The 15,760-nt window shown below is 71.9% G+C and carries 17 protein-coding genes; 1 reads left to right on the top strand and 16 read right to left on the bottom strand.

Features of this window, described 5'->3' with window-relative positions:
- Positions 1-43: 43 nt before the first annotated feature.
- From BLS34_RS13040 to speB, 16 genes are all read right to left on the bottom strand, one after another.
- The gene (locus BLS34_RS13040) at positions 44-820 is read right to left on the bottom strand and encodes a hypothetical protein (RefSeq protein ID WP_093150897.1); all 777 of its coding nucleotides are present in this window, start codon (positions 818-820) and stop codon (positions 44-46) included.
- The gene (locus BLS34_RS13035; protein ID WP_139189309.1) at positions 811-1,683 is read right to left on the bottom strand and encodes a hypothetical protein; all 873 of its coding nucleotides are present in this window, start codon (positions 1,681-1,683) and stop codon (positions 811-813) included. The genes BLS34_RS13040 and BLS34_RS13035 overlap by 10 nt, the downstream gene beginning before the upstream one ends.
- A 33-nt stretch (positions 1,684-1,716) precedes the next feature.
- The gene (locus BLS34_RS13030; protein WP_093150893.1) at positions 1,717-2,208 is read right to left on the bottom strand and encodes a hypothetical protein; all 492 of its coding nucleotides are present in this window, start codon (positions 2,206-2,208) and stop codon (positions 1,717-1,719) included.
- The gene (locus tag BLS34_RS25920; RefSeq protein ID WP_175474216.1) at positions 2,205-2,753 is read right to left on the bottom strand and encodes a hypothetical protein; all 549 of its coding nucleotides are present in this window, start codon (positions 2,751-2,753) and stop codon (positions 2,205-2,207) included. Before BLS34_RS25920 ends, BLS34_RS13030 begins: the two co-directional genes overlap by 4 nt.
- Entirely contained in the window at positions 2,750-3,145 is a 396-nt protein-coding gene (locus BLS34_RS13020; protein ID WP_139189305.1) for a hypothetical protein, read from the bottom strand. The genes BLS34_RS25920 and BLS34_RS13020 overlap by 4 nt, the downstream gene beginning before the upstream one ends.
- A 19-nt stretch (positions 3,146-3,164) precedes the next feature.
- The gene (locus tag BLS34_RS13015) at positions 3,165-4,064 is read right to left on the bottom strand and encodes a hypothetical protein (RefSeq protein WP_139189304.1); all 900 of its coding nucleotides are present in this window, start codon (positions 4,062-4,064) and stop codon (positions 3,165-3,167) included.
- The gene (locus BLS34_RS13010; RefSeq protein ID WP_093150886.1) at positions 4,064-4,621 is read right to left on the bottom strand and encodes a hypothetical protein; all 558 of its coding nucleotides are present in this window, start codon (positions 4,619-4,621) and stop codon (positions 4,064-4,066) included. The genes BLS34_RS13015 and BLS34_RS13010 overlap by 1 nt, the downstream gene beginning before the upstream one ends.
- A gap of 60 nt (positions 4,622-4,681) precedes the next feature.
- The gene (locus tag BLS34_RS13005; RefSeq protein ID WP_093150885.1) at positions 4,682-5,920 is read right to left on the bottom strand and encodes a hypothetical protein; all 1,239 of its coding nucleotides are present in this window, start codon (positions 5,918-5,920) and stop codon (positions 4,682-4,684) included.
- A 60-nt stretch (positions 5,921-5,980) separates the two neighbouring features.
- Positions 5,981-6,496: a hypothetical protein gene (locus BLS34_RS13000; protein WP_093150883.1), complete on the bottom strand. Its 516-nt coding sequence runs from the start codon at positions 6,494-6,496 to the stop codon at positions 5,981-5,983.
- A complete protein-coding gene (locus tag BLS34_RS12995; protein WP_093150881.1) occupies positions 6,493-8,133 on the bottom strand; it encodes a hypothetical protein in 1,641 nt (546 codons plus the stop codon). Before BLS34_RS12995 ends, BLS34_RS13000 begins: the two co-directional genes overlap by 4 nt.
- Before the next feature lie 98 nt (positions 8,134-8,231).
- Positions 8,232-8,984: a lytic transglycosylase domain-containing protein gene (locus BLS34_RS25915; protein WP_175474215.1), complete on the bottom strand. Its 753-nt coding sequence runs from the start codon at positions 8,982-8,984 to the stop codon at positions 8,232-8,234.
- Positions 8,981-9,388, bottom strand: a complete 408-nt coding sequence (locus tag BLS34_RS25910) for a hypothetical protein (protein WP_175474214.1) — start codon at positions 9,386-9,388, stop codon at positions 8,981-8,983. The genes BLS34_RS25915 and BLS34_RS25910 overlap by 4 nt, the downstream gene beginning before the upstream one ends.
- A gap of 108 nt (positions 9,389-9,496) precedes the next feature.
- The gene (locus BLS34_RS25905) at positions 9,497-10,465 is read right to left on the bottom strand and encodes a hypothetical protein (protein WP_175474213.1); all 969 of its coding nucleotides are present in this window, start codon (positions 10,463-10,465) and stop codon (positions 9,497-9,499) included.
- Between the two features lie 114 nt (positions 10,466-10,579).
- Complete coding sequence (locus BLS34_RS12985; RefSeq protein WP_139189302.1) at positions 10,580-12,199, bottom strand: DUF4384 domain-containing protein; 1,620 nt, start codon at positions 12,197-12,199, stop codon at positions 10,580-10,582.
- The gene (locus BLS34_RS12980; protein WP_093150876.1) at positions 12,196-13,542 is read right to left on the bottom strand and encodes a caspase family protein; all 1,347 of its coding nucleotides are present in this window, start codon (positions 13,540-13,542) and stop codon (positions 12,196-12,198) included. The genes BLS34_RS12985 and BLS34_RS12980 overlap by 4 nt, the downstream gene beginning before the upstream one ends.
- A 113-nt stretch (positions 13,543-13,655) precedes the next feature.
- Entirely contained in the window at positions 13,656-14,603 is a 948-nt protein-coding gene (gene speB / locus BLS34_RS12975; protein WP_028794101.1) for an agmatinase, read from the bottom strand.
- Positions 14,604-14,731: 128 nt separating this feature from the next.
- On the opposite strand from speB, the gene ygfZ reads away from it, so the two are divergent.
- Positions 14,732-15,658 carry a CAF17-like 4Fe-4S cluster assembly/insertion protein YgfZ gene (gene ygfZ / locus BLS34_RS12970; protein ID WP_093150875.1) on the top strand — a complete coding sequence of 309 codons (927 nt, stop codon included), beginning with the start codon at positions 14,732-14,734 and terminating at the stop codon, positions 15,656-15,658.
- Positions 15,659-15,760 lie beyond the last annotated feature (102 nt).

Raw genomic sequence — 15,760 nt, 5'->3', positions numbered from 1 at the left:
TTTGCAAAACCGGCTCCCATGATCTGCCCGTCGCTTTGCAGGATCAAGGGATCCGTACGGGAGGGACTCCGGACGGCGGGGCGGCCGAATAGGTTCGGGTATCGGGCAGGGTCGCCATCAGCGCGCGCAGTCCGTCGTCGAGTACCGAAGCCAGCAGGTCCGGTCCGGCGACGAACAGCCCGGCCCGGCCCACGGCCAGCGCCACGCCGACCAGCGAGGTCGGCACGCCGCCGCCGCCGCGCGAGACCCGGTGGTCGGCCTGCCAGAGGGCATCGCCGGTGCGCAGGTCGATCAGCCGGGCCCGCAGATCGATCCGCGCCTCGCTCCAGACCAGGGCGAAATGGCGCGCGGATCGCAGGGTAAGGGCGAGTCCGTGCGGACATCCGGCCCGTTTGGCGAAACGTTTTCGTGCCGCCGAGGTGGGATTGGTGCGTCGATTCTTTTGCCGCGGGTGTTCGACGGCGGCAAGAAAGGGGGCCGGATCGGCAGCCGGTTCGGACGCCAGATCGAGCGCCCAATGGCGGGTCAGCCGGTCCCGGGCATCCGGCCCGATGACCCCGGCCACGCGCCCGGACAGGTGACGGGCGAGCGCGCGCTCCGCCGATCGGGCGCTGATCTCGCCCCGCACGGCGGCGGGCAGGATCACGACACAGGCCGGCGGATCGTGCCAGAATCCCGCCGTCACCCGATGCGCGACCGGCGGCGGGCCGGGGGCCGAGACGCAGGCGCCGAGGCCTGCCGCGAGACTTATTCCGAGCCCGGCCGCGCGGCAGAGCCGGGCGATGCGCCGCAGGGTGGCGGCGGACAGAATCAGCCGCATCGTCCGATCCGCCCGAGCGCGATCCGGGACGTCAGCGGCCGCCCGTCGACGCGGATATCGGTGAGGAAAAGCCGTTCCCCCTCAAGCGCATAGGCCGCCGTCACCTGTCCGGAAACGGGGCGTCCCTGCGGTATCAGCCGCGCCAGTCCGCCGAGCAACCGGCGATCATAGGCGCGGCTCACCAGGGTCACCAGCGCCCCGCCCCGCAGCCCGCCCGGCAGCCCGTGATGCCGCCGGATCCTCGCCGCCAACCCCTCGCCCGCCTCCGCCGCGTGCCCATCCGCCCGGCGGAGCAGCGGCGAAAACCCGGCCCCAGCCCCGGCCCCAGCCCAGTTCCAGGGCCTGCCGGCCGGATCGTCCAGCCGCCACAGCCGTCCCCCCGCCATCAGCGCAACCGCCAGCCCGCCGCAGCGCAGCAGGTGACCGGCAAGCCGCCGCCGATCGGCCACGGCCCGTGGCCAGAGCAGGGTGACGTCCGGTCCTTCGCCCGCCGCCACCGCCCGCAACACCGCCTCGCCGACCGCGTCGCCGCCCCCCTCCGGCGCCGTCCGTCGCGGCGGTTCCGGCGCGCTCTCCTCCGCCCACTCCTCCGTCCTCTCCCCTGCCGCCCGCGATGCAAGCGCCCCTGTCGGTTCCGGCTTCGCGCGGACACCGGGTATCGGCGGAGCGTCCGTCGACGGAGGCGCGGGCAGCCGGATCTCCGCCAGCGTCAGAGACGGCGTCCTGCCCGCCGGATCCGCCGTCGCCGCGGCGGGCGGTTCCTCACGCTGTCCGGCCCGGCCCGGCGGTTCCGGTCGGAAGAGAAGCAGCCACGCCAGGCCCGCGGCCAGCACAACCGGGGCCAGCACAACCGGGGCCGTCATCGCCGGACGGTTCGCGGCCCTGTCCGCGGACATTCACCGTATGCCGGCAAGGAACCGGCTCTCCATCTCGCGTGCAAGATCGCGCAGCTCACGGGACAGCCCGTCGCCCGCCCCGGCGCCCTCCCGCGGGGGTTTGGCGGCGCCGGTCTCGTTGCGGTCGACCGCCTCCGGCGCGTGTGCCGAGCCGGACGCGTCAGGGTCGAGCGATACCGTCGCGCGCGGCGCCGGCGGCGGTGCCGGATCGGCCGGGTCCCCGTCTACCGCAGCCACCGTCGCCCCAGGAGGCTCACCGCGCAGGGGCTCTCCGCGCAGGGGCTCTCCGCGCAGGGGCTCTCCGCGCAGGGGCTCTCCGCGCAGAGGCTCCCCGTGCAGGGGCGCCTCCTCCGCCGGGCGCGGCGGCGACACCGGTACCGCGTGCTCCACCGTCGTGACGGCCGGGAGCGGGTCGGCCGCATGCCATCGATCCGCCAGGATCAGGTAGGCCAGGGTGGCGCCGACGACCAGGTTGAACAGGACGAACCTCATGTCGCTTCCCCCGGCCCTGGCGCCTCCCCGTCCGGCACCGCCCGGTCGGGCTCCCTGGCGGCCAGGACGAGGAGAACCGCGCGCAGCAGCGCCGCCAGCGGCAGCCCGACGATGCTCGTGGCGAACGCCATGGCGAACCGCCGGGTCAGCGCCCCAACGAGTCGGCCGGCCGTCTCCGGTCCCAGCGCCGCGGTGGAAAGGCTGGCGATGCCGAGGCCGATCCCCAGCAGGGTGAAGGTGAGGGCAAGGGTCGCGATGCCGGCCGACGCCTGCAGCCCGACGATGTGCCAGGACCGATCCCCGGGATCGCGCCAGAGGCGCACCACGGCGATCAGCGCGATCAGGGTGAGGAGGAGAAGCGCGGCCAGGAAGACGGGACCGACCACCCGCTCCGTGCGGGCCACGAGCGCCGATACGCGGTCCCCGGTCAACCCGACGCCGAGTGCCAGGGCACCGCTGAGACCGGCCAACAGGATCGCCGTCGCGCGGGCGGCATCGTCCAGCGTGAGTCCGAGGCCCCCGACGGGGCGGCGCGGGGGCATCACCGGCGCCCCATGCGGGCCGCCATTACCCGCGCCGTCGAGATCCCGATCCGCTCGAGCCACAGGTCCAGGACCGCCCTGTCCAGCTCGATGGAGGCATGGGCAAGGAAGGTGAGGTCGTAGTCGGCGAAGGCGCGGCGGGCGATCGGCCGGGTGTCGGCGGCCGTCCTGGGGTCGCGCAACGCGATGCGTTCCAGGTCGATCAGCCGGCGCCGCGCGATCTCCGCCGTCTCCGATCGTCCGGCCGGATCCGAGCCGGGGTCGAGCAGCGCCCCGATCAGCCGGGCCCGCTCCCGTTCCATGTTCTCCAGCGGATCGGCACGCGTCTCGCCCCCCGCGACAAGGATGAGGCCCAGGACCAGTCTCAAACCTGCCACCCAAAGCGTTTTCGGCATCACGGCATCCTCCGTCACGTCAGTTCGGGGCTATGAAGAAATCGACGGCCGCGCTCACATCGCGCAGCTCGGGGCGCCCGGCCGTGTCCCGCGATCGGGCATCCACCTCGTCCGCCAGAGCCATGGCGTCGAGGGCGACGAGCTTGGCCATGTAGGACAGCATCAGGTCCTTCTGGTCGAGCAGCGCCAGGTCGGTCTCGGCCTCGGCCACCAGATGCGCGAGATAGTCCGGCTTGCCGATCGCCCGCCCGTCGATCTGCGGCGCGGCGTTCATCGGGTGGGCGTCGATCGCCCGCGCCAGATCGGCGATGGCGGCCGCCTGTCTGCGGTATTCACGGCCGTACCGGCTTTCCTGCGCCGTGGCGGAGGCGAACAGCTTCATGTCGACCGACGCCTGCGACGCCGCGAAACGCTCCATTGCCGCCGCGCGCTGCCCGGCCAACGCCGCCGGCGCTTGCGGTCCGCCCGGATCGCCGGTCCGCTCGATCCGGGCCAACAGCCGCCGGTACAGAGCCAGCCGGGTCTCGACCTGCTGGCGTTCCAGATCATGACGCGCCCCCAGGAGGGATACGTAGTCCTGCTTGGCGCGCAGAAACGCATGGCGCTTCTCGTCCCGAAGGGCACCGCGCGCCGTTGCGGCCGCCGCCTGCATCGCGCCGAGAGACGCCGCCGTCCCCTCGATCGCCGCCGCCTTGTCCTGCAGGGCGTCCGCCAGCGAGGAGTCCCGGAAATCCCGGTCCACCGCCTTCTCCAGATAGCCGATCGGAAGACGGACCAGCTGCTCGCTCGCCACCGGCGTCCAGCTCGGCAACTCCTCCGCCCAGGCCGCCCCCATCGGCATTCCACCCAGGACTCCAACGAGCATCGCGAGACGCAACAGCGCCGAAATCGCCCGACCGCAGTTGTCGCGTACCGCCATCATCGGCCCCACCGGTCGATCCGGGCGAGTTCGTCGGCCAGCCGGCGCGGTACATTCACCCCGGCCCCCGCCCTGACCCCTGCCGGATGCGCTTTCAGGATCAGGCCCATAGTGTCGATGAAGGACGTCCCGTCGTCGAAGAACAGGTCGCGGCCCGCAAAGGCGTCGGCGAAGCGCTCCAACCCCTCCCGGGCGCCGGCGACGTCGCCGCCCTTCATCCGGCTCTGCACCGCCACCGCGTAAACCCGCATCCGGTCCTCCAGATCCAGGTGGGCGGCATCGGGTCCCAGATCGGCTTCGCAGCGCTCAAGGGTGCGGGCGACCGCGAGATAGCGGGCGGCCTCTGCCGCCGCCCGCGCCTGACGGTCCAGGGCCAGGCCCTCGTCGCGGCAGGTCCGGTAGGCGCGCATCGCCTCGACCTCGGCGAACCGGGCCTGGCGATAGCCGATCCCTTCCGGCGCTACGGGAGGCGGAGCGACACAGGCGGCGAGCAGGGCCGCCAGGCCGAGCGCCGAAGACGCTGCGGTCAGGATCGAACGGTGTCGGGTGCTGCCCATGTCTGGCACCTCCGGCGAACGGTCTCGTCACCGGAGCCATGGACGGGCCAGAGCCGGATTTCAGCGCGCTGGGATCACCCGGTGAAGAATCTCGCGCACCTCCACATCCTGATCGTGCAATCCGTCGACCAGCGCATCGATTTCGGCGCTGGACAGCAGGTCGATGGCGCCGAACGCCTGGGCGACCTGGGGACGGTCGCCGTCGGCGAGGACGAGCAGGCCGCGCACGTCGATGCTCCGACGCACCCAGTCGGGCGGCTGCACCCGAACTTCGGCGGCCTCGCCCGGCGCGAGGATTCCCACGGCCAGCTCCGTATGGCGGCGGCGCGAGGCGTATTCCCGCACCCCGCCCTGGACCGCGCCATAGAGCCAGATCCGCACCGGCCGCTCACCGGCATTGGTCGCACGGAACGCCACCGCGCAGACCTCGCGCGGACCCTGCGGCCCCGGATCGGCCACGTCCGCCGGTCCGCAGGCGTCGCCGACCGGCCGGGACTCGAGCACGTCGAAGGAGACCCGGGCGGGCGCGAAAACCGGCACGCTCCCGGCCGACGGCGCCGCCGGCTGCCCGGCTGCCAGTTGTCCGGCGGCTGGTGGCATCTCGGTCGCCGGCTGCGACCGCGGGGTCTGCCAGAGCCCCCAGACGATGGCGGCGCCCCCAAGCAGCAGCGAGACGCCGAGGACCCCGCCACCGCGTCCCGCCCTGCCCCAATCCACCGGGCCCCAGTCAACCGGGTCCCAGTCCACCGGGCCCCGGACCACCGGTGCGACGAGGCCGAGATGGGCCAGCGCCTCGTCGACCGACCGCACCGCCAGCGGCGCGGCCCCGGCCGGCAGATCGTCGGCGTGCTCGACCGCGGCAACGGCGAGCACGGGCGGGCCGGTGGCCAGGAGTGCCGCCGAGCGGCGCGCCTTGTCCACCACACGCGCCACCGGCCCAACCTTGAGGTCGGAATCCACCGTGCCGGTCGCCCAGACGATGCCCTCGGCCGGCGCATCGTCCTCGGCCAGCCGGTCCGCCAGCTTCAGCTGGTGGGCAAGATAGAACCCGAGCTGCCAGCTCCGTCCGTCGTCGATGGGGCGGTCCACATCCACCCGGTACACCCGCTGGCCGGTATCACGTTCGACCACGCCGGTCGGCCGCCGCACGAAGGCGTCGTAGTCGCCGGAGATCGGCAGGGCGGTGGCGGTGCCGGCGAGGCAGACCACCGAGCGGAGCGCCGGATCCTCCGCGGTGATCCGGCGGACCGTGCTCGGCCCGGCGGTGGTTGCGATGACCACCCGCAGACGTCCACTCATGTCCCCGGACTCCGCGCCAGGCGCGTACCGGGTCGGCGCGCGACCGGCGCCGTCCAACGGTCACACGAGGTAGAGCCGGGCATCCGCATCCGCCAAAGCGACCAGGATCGGATCCGAGTTGTCGACGAGTATCTGGACCATGCCGTCGACCGGCGGCGGCAGGGCGAATACCAGCGGTTCCGCCCCGTCGCCGACCGCGATCAGGCGCGACGCCGTCGCCGTGGGGTCGTCGAAGGATATGGCGAGATAGCTCTGGCCGGGCGCGCCCAGGGACGGGACGACCCGTAGACGGGCGCCGTCGGCGTGGCGGTCGATGCCGTCTTGCGGGGTTGCCGCCGCCGCCTGCCGGGGGAAGGCCACGGAGGCCGCATCGGCCAGCAGGGCGTCCAGATCAGCGTCGGGCACGATCCCGCCCGGCAGGGCGCGGCCGGTCGCCAGAGCCGACCAGATGGCCGAGACCGACGGCCGGGACGGAGCACGGCAATCCGTCAGGCCCCGCGCCACATCCAGGGCCGAGAAGATCGTCTCGGCCGTCCGGCGCCCGTCGTCCTCCAGATCCCGCCACCGGTCGGTCATGCGGTACCGCCGTAGAGCGCCCGGAAGCCGGTGCGGAACCGGACCGTATCCTGCGCGAACGTGTCGTCGGACAGCCGGCCTTCGGCGGCGGTACGGACATGCTGCAGCCGCACCAGCAGACGACGCACCAGGGGCGCACCGGCCGCCATGCCGTTCACCGCCGTGGCCGACCGTCGGTCCTCGGGGCCGAAGCCGGACCGCCCGACGCCGCGCAGCGCCTTGCGGGCATCGCCGATCAGACCGGCGACCTCCGGGCCGACGACCTTTGGGTCGGCCAGGGCGGCCACCATGCCGACCACACCGCCGGGCCGCAACGCGATGACATTCGATCCGTCCGCCTCGCTGGGCAGCCGGTCGCGCAGGCCGCTCAGGTCGGCCGCCGGTAGCCGGGCCAGCACCTCCAGCGCCGCTTCCGCCCGATCCGCCTCCACCAGGACCGCGAGGGCGGCCAGGGCCATGCGTTCGAGCCGCCCCTCCAGGCCGCGCCACTGGCCGAGCCGCTGGTCGTAGGATTCGCACTCCCGCAGGTCGATCAGGCCGGTCACCTCGGCCTGCGGCGCGTGGCGGCGCAGCGCCTGACTAAGGCGGGACTGGACCGCGCCGAAGGTCGCCGCACGCAGGACCGACACCGCCAGCACCCCGGCATGGGATCCGAGCCGGGCGATCAGGTCGAGCTCGCCGACCTCCCGTCGGGTCAGGAACTTGACCGCCGCCGCCGGCTCGCTCTGCAGCGCGCGGAGCTCGTCGGCTTCCTCGTCATGCACCTCCAGCAGCGCCAGCACCGTGCCGGGATCGGCCTCCCCAGCCTCACGGTCGGGGCCGACCGACCGGGCGGTGTCGATGGCGTGGCGCTCGAAAGCGGCCTGTAGGGCGGTTCGCAGCATGCCGACCCGTTCGGTCACCATGCGGAAGCCCCGCAGCTCCGTCGCCTCGTCGTCGCCGGCGGTGACCGTTCCGTACCAGTAGTCCATCACCGCGCGGTCATCGAGGTCGTCGATGCCGAAGCCGGATCCGCGGCTCGCTTCCAGAAACGCGATCAGCCGGGCGAAGACCCGCAGGCTCTGCGCGGTGGAAAGGTGCTCCCTGAGATGGTCATAGAACAGCCGCGACAGGGCGTTGGCGTGGGTGGCGGCGCGCTGGGCCTCGAAGGGGGCGTCGAGCCAGGCACGGATCTCAGCATCGACCGCCCGGTAGCCAAGGGCGGTGACCATGAGTTCCAGCAGGGCGGCCAGAAAGCCCATCCGCCCATAGCTCACGGTGAAAGGCGCGTCGGGATAAGCGATCGTGACACCGTTGCTCTCCAGCCGGAAGTCCTGATCGAAAGCGTCACAGTGCCGGCCACCTTCCTGAATCAGCGCCCGAAACGCCGGGCCGCGGGCGACCTGCACCCCGAAGAACAGCGCCGGCCAGCCGTGCCGCCCCCCCACCGCGTCGGCCACCCGCAGCAGATGGCAGAGCTCCAGCATCGGCTTGCCGTAGGCGCGGGCGGCGACCGTGCGGGACAGGGCGCGCATCACGGTCGGCGCGTATTTCGGACCGCCTCCCAGATCGGCGTCGGCGACGGTCCGGAAGGCCGCCTCAAGCGCCGGGCTGATCGAGCCTGCGAGCAACGCGCGTTCGGTGGAGATGCCGTCCATTCCGGGGTCCTGAACACAGCTTGGGCGGGAGCCGGGACTGGAACTGTAATCAAGACCATCGGACATTGCACGCATTGGCATCAGGCCCGCCAATTTTCTCAACCATCGCCCAGCAGAACGCGGAATCGGGCCTTGCGGTCGGCGATCCGGTCCAGCAACGCCCCGGCGCCGATGGCATCGCCGCGCTGCCGGTCGCGCCCGCCGGCCGCCGCGAGAGCCGCGTCCGCAAGGACCATGAAACGCCGGCGCAGGTCGGAGCGGTCCGCGTCCGGTCGCTCGATGCGCGCCGCCTCCGCCTGCCGCGTCGCGCGTCTCTCCAGGCCGGCATTGGCCTCGGCGACGCGGTCGGCCAGTGCGATCGCCGTGGCGTCGCGGGCATAGCGCCGCTCGGCGGCCAGCACCTTGTCGACATAGGCGCGGGTCGCCGGGATCACCCGGGCGGCCCGCCCGCTCCCCACGCGGGAGCCGCCATTGTAGTGGGACAGGGCAAGGTCCCAGCGGCCGTCGTACCGCTCGATCAGCGACTGCAGGAAGGCCACGCCGAGCTGTATGTTCAGACGCGGGTTCCACAGGTCATCGGCCGCCACGCCGAACTCTCCACGGGCGGTGGCCGGCATGATCTGCATGACGCCGCGCGCGCCGGCGGAACTGACCGCGTCGGCGACGAAATCGGATTCCGCCTCCGCCACCGCGAGCGCCAGGGAGGCCGGCACTCGCGCGCTGCGCTGCGCCTCCTGCACCACCATGCGCTGCACCTCCTCGCGGGATGCGGCCTCGCTGCGGGCTGCCGCCGGCGCAGTGCCGATTGCCACAACGGCACACACCGCCAGTACAAGAACGATGGACTTCATTTCGACACTCCCCGTGACAGATGGTTCAGCCAGTCGGCATCGAGGGGCGTGACGACAACCCCGCCCGCGAATTGGGCCCGGGCCGCAAGAACCCGCTCGAGCGGCAGCCCGGGATCGACGGCGAGTACCACCGCCCCCGCAACCGCGGCCGGATCGACGGCGCCCCCCTTGCGGTCGAGGAACCGGCCACCGTGGAACAGCACCAGCCGCTCGTCCGCGCCCACCGGACGCCCCTGGCCCTCCCACCGAGCAGCGGTCTGCAGACGCGGCGCTTCGGGGCCAGCGACCGGCGCGCCGTCCGGAGGACCGACAGAGATCAGCACCAGGACGAGCAGGCAGAAGAAGGCCATGGCCAGCGCAAGGCCGATCTCGGTCATGGCATCGCTGACAGCTCTGTCGTCCACGGGGGCCCCTTCGATCGGTCATTCCGGTCCATGGAACGGCCAGGGCGGTTATCGGACAGGGCGATTTCTGCCAGGGCGATTTTTGGCCAGGCCGCAGACCGGGTTCCGTCAGTCCGGGCCGGCGGCAGGGGCGGGCAGCACCCGCTCGATCCGGATGTCGCCGCCGCGCACGCTCAGCACGGTCTCGCGCTGCGGGTCGAGGCCCATATCGACCAGCAGCAGGGTCAGCCAGCGCTCGACCTCGCGGGCGCTCGCCGTGGTCACGTATTCGTAGCGCCGCAACGCCGTCCCGCTGCGCAGCAGGCCGTAGCTGCGAAATCCCGGGAACCCGTCCGACATGACGCCGATGATGGACAGAGCGTCTTCCGTCGAGAGATTGCGCAAGGTCACGGTGTAGACCGTTTCCAACGCCCGCCCCCCCGCCGTCACGGTCTCTTCCGGGGGCGCCAGGGCCGCGAGCTTGCGGGCCAACACCGCCCCCAGTTCGCTCGCCAGATCGCGGGCCCTGGTACCGACCGCATCCGAGGCGCAGGCGGCGGTGAGACAGCGGCCGGTGGTGGTCACCGTCTCGGTCGGCAGATCGAAGGCTCCCAGGAAGCGGTTGCTTCGGGTATCGAAGACCTCGCCGGACAGATGGAGGTCGATCCGCGTGGCGTAGCGGAGGTCGCGATAGGTGCTCTCGATCCGGAACAGGACGGCGGCCTGCACCCGCGCGGAGGCGCGGTCGGCGCCATCGGCCAGCTTGGCCGCTTCCAGCACATCCACCTTGTTGCGGTAGGGCCGCGCCGCCCAGCCGAGATCGGCGGCGATCGCCTCCTCGTCGACCACCCGGAACCCGCGGCGGTCCAGCGCCGCCTGCAGCTCGGAAACCACCCGGCGGAACGCAGGATCGGAGCGCGGAACCAGGTTCTCGTGGCCGTCTTCCCCGACAACCAGGACCGTCACCGGCCCGCTTGCATGCGAGCGTCCGGGTTCCTGGGCATGGCCGCGGGTCGCCGCGGAGGCGCAGGAGATCAGCATGCCGCTCGCGAATACCAGTGCCACCGCCCGGCTGACCATCGCCACCACCTTCCTCATCGCATCGCCCTCCCGGCCTCCCTGGCCCATCCAGCGGACGGGGCGCGGCTCTCGATGGAGCCATGGAAGGCCGAGGGCGGTTTTCGTCACATCGGCGTGCCGCTCCCCCGACACTCACTCGCCGGACCGGGTGCGATAGGGCAGCACCGCCAGGCTGACCCGGCTCAGATCCAGCGCAGCGAGGGCATCGAGAAACGCGCTCATCTGCACCGCAATATCCAGGCTGCCCTCCGGCGTCGGCCCGGCCGCCGGCGCCAGCGCATCCGCGGCGAAAGGCACGGCGCTGGCCACCACGAGAAGCGCCTCGACCGTTTCCTGTGATCCCGGCAGGGGCGCTGCGGTGACCTGGGCATCGTCCGGACCGGGCAGATCGGCCCGCCTTTCCGCCTCCAGCAGCCTGGCCCCGCGGCCTTGCGGGGCGATCCGAACCACCGTGTCGTCGGCCTGCCAGGCATAGGCGGCAATGTAGGCCCGACCGCCGCGCACCATCACACGGGCCCGCAGCGGCTCGCCCGGCCGATAGAGCGCCCCGTCGACCGTCGCGTCCAGAAGTGGCGCGTCGCCGCCGCCGACGCGGGCCACACGGCCGGCCAGTTCCTGGACCTCCGCGCCCGCCGCCGAGCGGTCGCGCCAGATCTCCTCATGGGGCACGCCCCGCTCGATGCTGCGCATGGCCGCGGCGACGTCCTGGGCGGTTCCGCCGGTCTGGCGGCCCCCGCCGGTCCCGAGCCCATCCTCGACCAGCGCCGCCCGGGCGAGCACGCGGGCGGCGAACCGGACCTCGCGCGGATCGGTGCGCTGCGCCGGCAAATAGGCGCCGACCGCCCGGTACAGCCCCTGCCCGACCCGCCCACCATCGCGGGTCAGCGGCAGAAAGCCGTTCGGAATGGAAGTCAGCGCAATGCGCGCCGTGCCGTGCGCCTCCGCCGCACCCAGCGCCGCCCGCGCCTGGACGTCGACCCGCGCGCCCTGATCCCACAGGTCGAGTTCCAGGCGCACGATCCGCGCGGGCGGGGCCTCGCCAAGCCGGCTCAAGGGGCGCGCGACGTAGAGCGGCGGGGTCGCCAGGCGCTGGACCAGGTGTTCCGCCACCATCGCGGCGAACCAGTCGGCGGCGGGGCTGTACCGGCCGCGGCGCTCGATCCGGGCCGCGACCGCCGAGGCCGGATCGGCCGCCAGCCGCAGCGTCTCCGCCAGCGCCACGCCGAGCCGACGGGCGCCGGTGCGCGCCTGAACAACATCGGCGCGTTCGAGATCCGCGGCCAGCGGGATCGGCGGCATCGTCGCCAGGACCTCCCCCAGCGCGCCGTCCTGCACGCCGATCAGGGTCGACGCCACCGAGACGCCGTCGCTCTGCTCCGACACCATCAGCACGACCAAGGCGTCCACCGCCGCGGCCGCCAGCAGGTCTCTGGGCGGCCCGTCGGCGAAGCTCTCAGCCTCCTCCCAGACCGCCGGCAGGTCGCGCCGGGTCAACACACTCGACGCCGCCGGTGCGGTGTCCAGCAACGCGGCGGTGAGCGCCCGCTCGACCCGGATCAGCAGGGTCGCCGGTAGGCCACTCTCGTCGGGATCGAGCGGATGCAGGGCGATCCGCGCGCCCTCCGGCACCGGGGCCCACAGGCGCAACGCCGGCTCGGTCAGCGACCGCGTCCAGTCATCCCCCGCGACGGCCGGCGCACTGAGCAGGGTCAAGGCGATCAGCAGCAGCATCACCCGGGCGAGGACGGTCATCGCCACATCTTCTCCACCGCCAGCGCATCCGGGGCGACGGCGATCCGCATCACCGCCTCGGCGATGTCAGACACTCCGCCGCCCTGCCAGCGGTAGCGGATCTCCAGGTCGAAGGTATTGCCGGCCACCTTGACCACCCGCCGCTCGCTGATCTCCTTCATGCGCTCGGCGAACTCGACCTGAGGTGGGTTGCCCCGCTGATCCCAGACGGTCCCCTGGCGCAGGTAGTAGCTCTCGATGGTCCGGCGCACATCGTCCCAATGGGTCTGCAGGAACAGCTGGGCATCGGCGATCGACGGCCCGAGGGCGGGATACCGGCCGGATGGGACCCCGGCCGGAGGCGTCCTCTGCGGTGAGGCCCCCAGCACAGGTTGCGCCAGCGGTGCCGGCGGTGCCCGTCGGCGCACATCCGGCACCAGCACGGTCTTCGGATCGCCCAGCACGCTGGCGTTCTGCACCCGGCGGTACAGCCGCCGGGCGGCATAGCTCAGCTCGTCATCGAGATAGGTCTCGACCTCGCCCAGGGTGACCGCACCGTCGCCGTTCCCCCCGCGTCCCCGGTCGGCCGCTCCGTCGAACAGCGCGTCCATCACGTGTCGGGTGAACAGTCCCAGCCGCCGTTCCTGGTCCCAGCTCGCCACCTGATCGCCTTGGGCCGCGCTGATCACCGACAATCCGGTGGGATCGGCCGGGGCTTCGGTGCGGATATAGACCGGAGAGGCCGAGCGCAGCAGCCAGCCGGCGGCCGAATTGCCCGAGAAGCAGGCGTCCAGCATCACCAGCGTGGAGCGCGCCTCCAGCCGCGACAGGTTGGCCAGCAGCAGATCGAGGGAATACCCGTTGATCTCCGGCGTGGCCGGGTCGGCATCGACCGGCAGCAGATAGCCGCGCTTGTCCCTCAGTCCCGGCACGCCGTGGCCGGAGTAGTAGACGAACACGTCGGACACGCCCGACTTCACCCAGGCCCAGAGCTTGCCGCGATGGTCGGCGGCGTTGCCGAAGACGGAGAGCATCTCGGCCTGGGAGGCGTTGCGCAGATCGATGATGTTGCCGGCGCGGTAGCCGAGCACCTCGGTCGCCAGCCGGCGGGCCGCCAGGGCGTCGTTCTCGGCATACAGGACTTCGGGCAGGCCGTTCGCATAGCGCCGATTGCCGATGATCACCGCGATGGCGTCGCGGTTCTCGACCGCCGCGGTCCGGTGCGCCGGCTCGGTCTCCACCGGCAAGGACGGTCCGCCGATCCGTTCCCCGCCGATCCGCCCCGCATCAAGCGCCCATGCCGGCCCGGCCACGCACAGAAGTGCGCTGAAGCCGGCGACCAACCGAGCGATGCGACGCGACATGGGCGACCAGTCCCCGCTCAAGCTTCCAGGGTATCGGATCCGCAGCTTATCGAATCCAAACACTCATGGCACGCCTAGAGAGAGAATTGTATAATTTACGCAACCATACCGAATTATACCGTCCGGTTCGCGAAGGCCTCCGCCAGCAGGCAGAGCTGCTCGAACAGGATGGTCGCCCCCAGCAGGGCGGTGTTGCCGCTCGGATCGAAGGGCGGGGAGACCTCCACCATGTCGCCGCCGATGAAATCCACGCCGGAGAGGCCGCGCAGCAGCTGCAGGGCCTCGGCCGCCGTGAAGCCGCCGAATTCCGGCGTGCCCGTTCCGGGGGCATAGGCCGGATCGCAGGCGTCGATGTCGAAGCTGAGATAGGTCGGCCCGTCGCCCGCGACCTTCAGCGCCTCGGCGATCACCGCGTCGAGGCCCATGGCGGGGATCTCGTGCATGTAGATCACCCGCATCCCGCTCTCATGGCTGAACGACCACTGGTCGCGGTCGTTGATGCCGCCGCGGATGCCGATCTGGATGGTGCGCTTGGGGTCGAGCACGCCTTCCTCCGCCGCTCGGCGGAACGGGGCGCCGTGGTGGAAGCGCGAGCCGAAATAGTCGTCGCCTGTATCGGCGTGGGCGTCGATATGGATCATACCGACCGGCCCGTCCTTGCCGATCTGCCGCAGGATCGGCAGCGAAATCGAATGGTCGCCGCCGACCGACAGCGGGACCAGCCCGGCTTCCACCACGGTCTCGTAGTAGCGGTCGATCTCGCCATGGGCGCCTTCCAATTGGAACGGCCGTTCGATCACGCAATCGCCGATATCGGCGACCCGGGCGAGGTCGTAGGGGCACACGCCGGTCGCCTGGTTGATCAGGCGCATCAGGCTGGAGGAGTTGCGGACCTCGCGCGGGCCATGGCGGGCACCCGGCCGGTTCGTCACCCCGCCGTCATAGGGCACGCCGATCATGGCGATATCCACCTCGCTCCAGTCCTCGGCGAACGGCGCGCGCATGAAGGTCGGGATGCCCGTGTAGCGCGGACGTGCGATCGGATTGTCGGACTGGGCCATGGTTTATCTCCTGTCGAAATCGACGAGAGTTTGGCGAGGCCGCGGGCCGGAGGCAATGGCGCGAACGCGCTGCGCACTTGCGGCCCCTCCCCGCGCGCCTTACGTCTACTCCCGCACCGGAGGAACCCATGGCCAACGCGTATTTTCACATATTCGACGACCGCGGCGTGATCCGCATTGCAGGCGAGGACCGGGCTTCGTTCCTCCAAGGACTGGTGTCCAACGACGTCCTGAAGGTCACGCCGGACCGCGCGGGCTACGGCGCGTTCCTGACCGCCCAGGGCAAGTTCCTCTACGATTTCTTCCTGATCGAGACCGGCGAAGCCCTGCTGATCGAGACCGCCGCCGACCGGATCGAGGAATTCTTCGGCAAGCTGCGCCTGTACAAGCTGCGCTCCAAGATCGAGATGTCGATCGAGTCCGGCGACTGGATCGTCGCCGCCGTGTTCGGCGCCGAGACGTTCGACGCGCTCAGCCTGCCCGCCGAGCGCGGCGCGGCGAGCGGCTTCGCCGAGGGCCTGGCCTTCGTCGATCCGCGCCATGCCGATGCGGGCGCGCGGGTCCTGCTTCCGGAGGTCGCCGGCCCGGCCGCGCTGGAAGCCGCTGGCCTGAAGCCGACCGACCGGGCCGCGTACGACCGCCGCCGCGTCTCCATCGGCCTGCCGGACGGTGCCAAGGACATGGCGGTGGAGAAGACCGTGCTGCTGGAAGCCGGGTTCGAGGAGCTGGGCGGCGTCGATTTCGACAAGGGCTGCTACATGGGCCAGGAACTGACGGCCCGCACCAAGTATCGCGGCCTGGTGAAGCGCCGGCTGATGCCGATCATCATCAACGGTCCCCTGCCCGCGCCCGGCACCGAGATCACCCTGGGGGGCCGCGAGGCCGGCGAGGTACGCAGCGTCGTCGCCAATAACGGCGGCGGCAGCGAGGGCGGCGGCATGGGTCTGGCGATGATCCGCCTGAACCGCCTGGACGAGGCCCTGCGCTCCGGCGACCCGCTGACCGCCGGTGAGGCGACGGTGATCCCGCACAAGCCGGACTGGGCCACGTTCTAGACACCCGACTTCCGGCCGCATCCCCCCGAAACCGACGTCCCCCGTCGCACCCGGCATATCCGTGCTGCACGTGCGATATACTCTGCGCCCTGGATGCTCTGC

The sequence above is a fragment of the Thalassobaculum litoreum DSM 18839 genome (assembly GCF_900102465.1).
In the GTDB taxonomy this organism is placed as follows: Bacteria; Pseudomonadota; Alphaproteobacteria; order Thalassobaculales; family Thalassobaculaceae; genus Thalassobaculum; species Thalassobaculum litoreum.
The sequence above is the reverse complement of the archived record's forward strand: the minus strand, read 5'-3'. Positions and strand labels throughout refer to the sequence as shown.

Coding starts and splice junctions, on each gene's coding strand:
- BLS34_RS13040 (WP_093150897.1), bottom strand. CDS start 820: ATGCGGCTGATTCTGTCCGCCGCCACCCTGCGGCGCATCGCCCGGCTC.
- BLS34_RS13035 (WP_139189309.1), bottom strand. CDS start 1,683: ATGACGGCCCCGGTTGTGCTGGCCCCGGTTGTGCTGGCCGCGGGCCTG.
- BLS34_RS13030 (WP_093150893.1), bottom strand. CDS start 2,208: ATGAGGTTCGTCCTGTTCAACCTGGTCGTCGGCGCCACCCTGGCCTAC.
- BLS34_RS13020 (WP_139189305.1), bottom strand. CDS start 3,145: ATGCCGAAAACGCTTTGGGTGGCAGGTTTGAGACTGGTCCTGGGCCTC.
- BLS34_RS13015 (WP_139189304.1), bottom strand. CDS start 4,064: ATGGCGGTACGCGACAACTGCGGTCGGGCGATTTCGGCGCTGTTGCGT.
- BLS34_RS13010 (WP_093150886.1), bottom strand. CDS start 4,621: ATGGGCAGCACCCGACACCGTTCGATCCTGACCGCAGCGTCTTCGGCG.
- BLS34_RS13005 (WP_093150885.1), bottom strand. CDS start 5,920: ATGAGTGGACGTCTGCGGGTGGTCATCGCAACCACCGCCGGGCCGAGC.
- BLS34_RS13000 (WP_093150883.1), bottom strand. CDS start 6,496: ATGACCGACCGGTGGCGGGATCTGGAGGACGACGGGCGCCGGACGGCC.
- BLS34_RS12995 (WP_093150881.1), bottom strand. CDS start 8,133: ATGGACGGCATCTCCACCGAACGCGCGTTGCTCGCAGGCTCGATCAGC.
- BLS34_RS25915 (WP_175474215.1), bottom strand. CDS start 8,984: ATGAAGTCCATCGTTCTTGTACTGGCGGTGTGTGCCGTTGTGGCAATC.
- BLS34_RS25905 (WP_175474213.1), bottom strand. CDS start 10,465: ATGAGGAAGGTGGTGGCGATGGTCAGCCGGGCGGTGGCACTGGTATTC.
- BLS34_RS12985 (WP_139189302.1), bottom strand. CDS start 12,199: ATGACCGTCCTCGCCCGGGTGATGCTGCTGCTGATCGCCTTGACCCTG.
- BLS34_RS12980 (WP_093150876.1), bottom strand. CDS start 13,542: ATGTCGCGTCGCATCGCTCGGTTGGTCGCCGGCTTCAGCGCACTTCTG.
- speB (WP_028794101.1), bottom strand. CDS start 14,603: ATGGCCCAGTCCGACAATCCGATCGCACGTCCGCGCTACACGGGCATC.
- ygfZ (WP_093150875.1), top strand. CDS start 14,732: ATGGCCAACGCGTATTTTCACATATTCGACGACCGCGGCGTGATCCGC.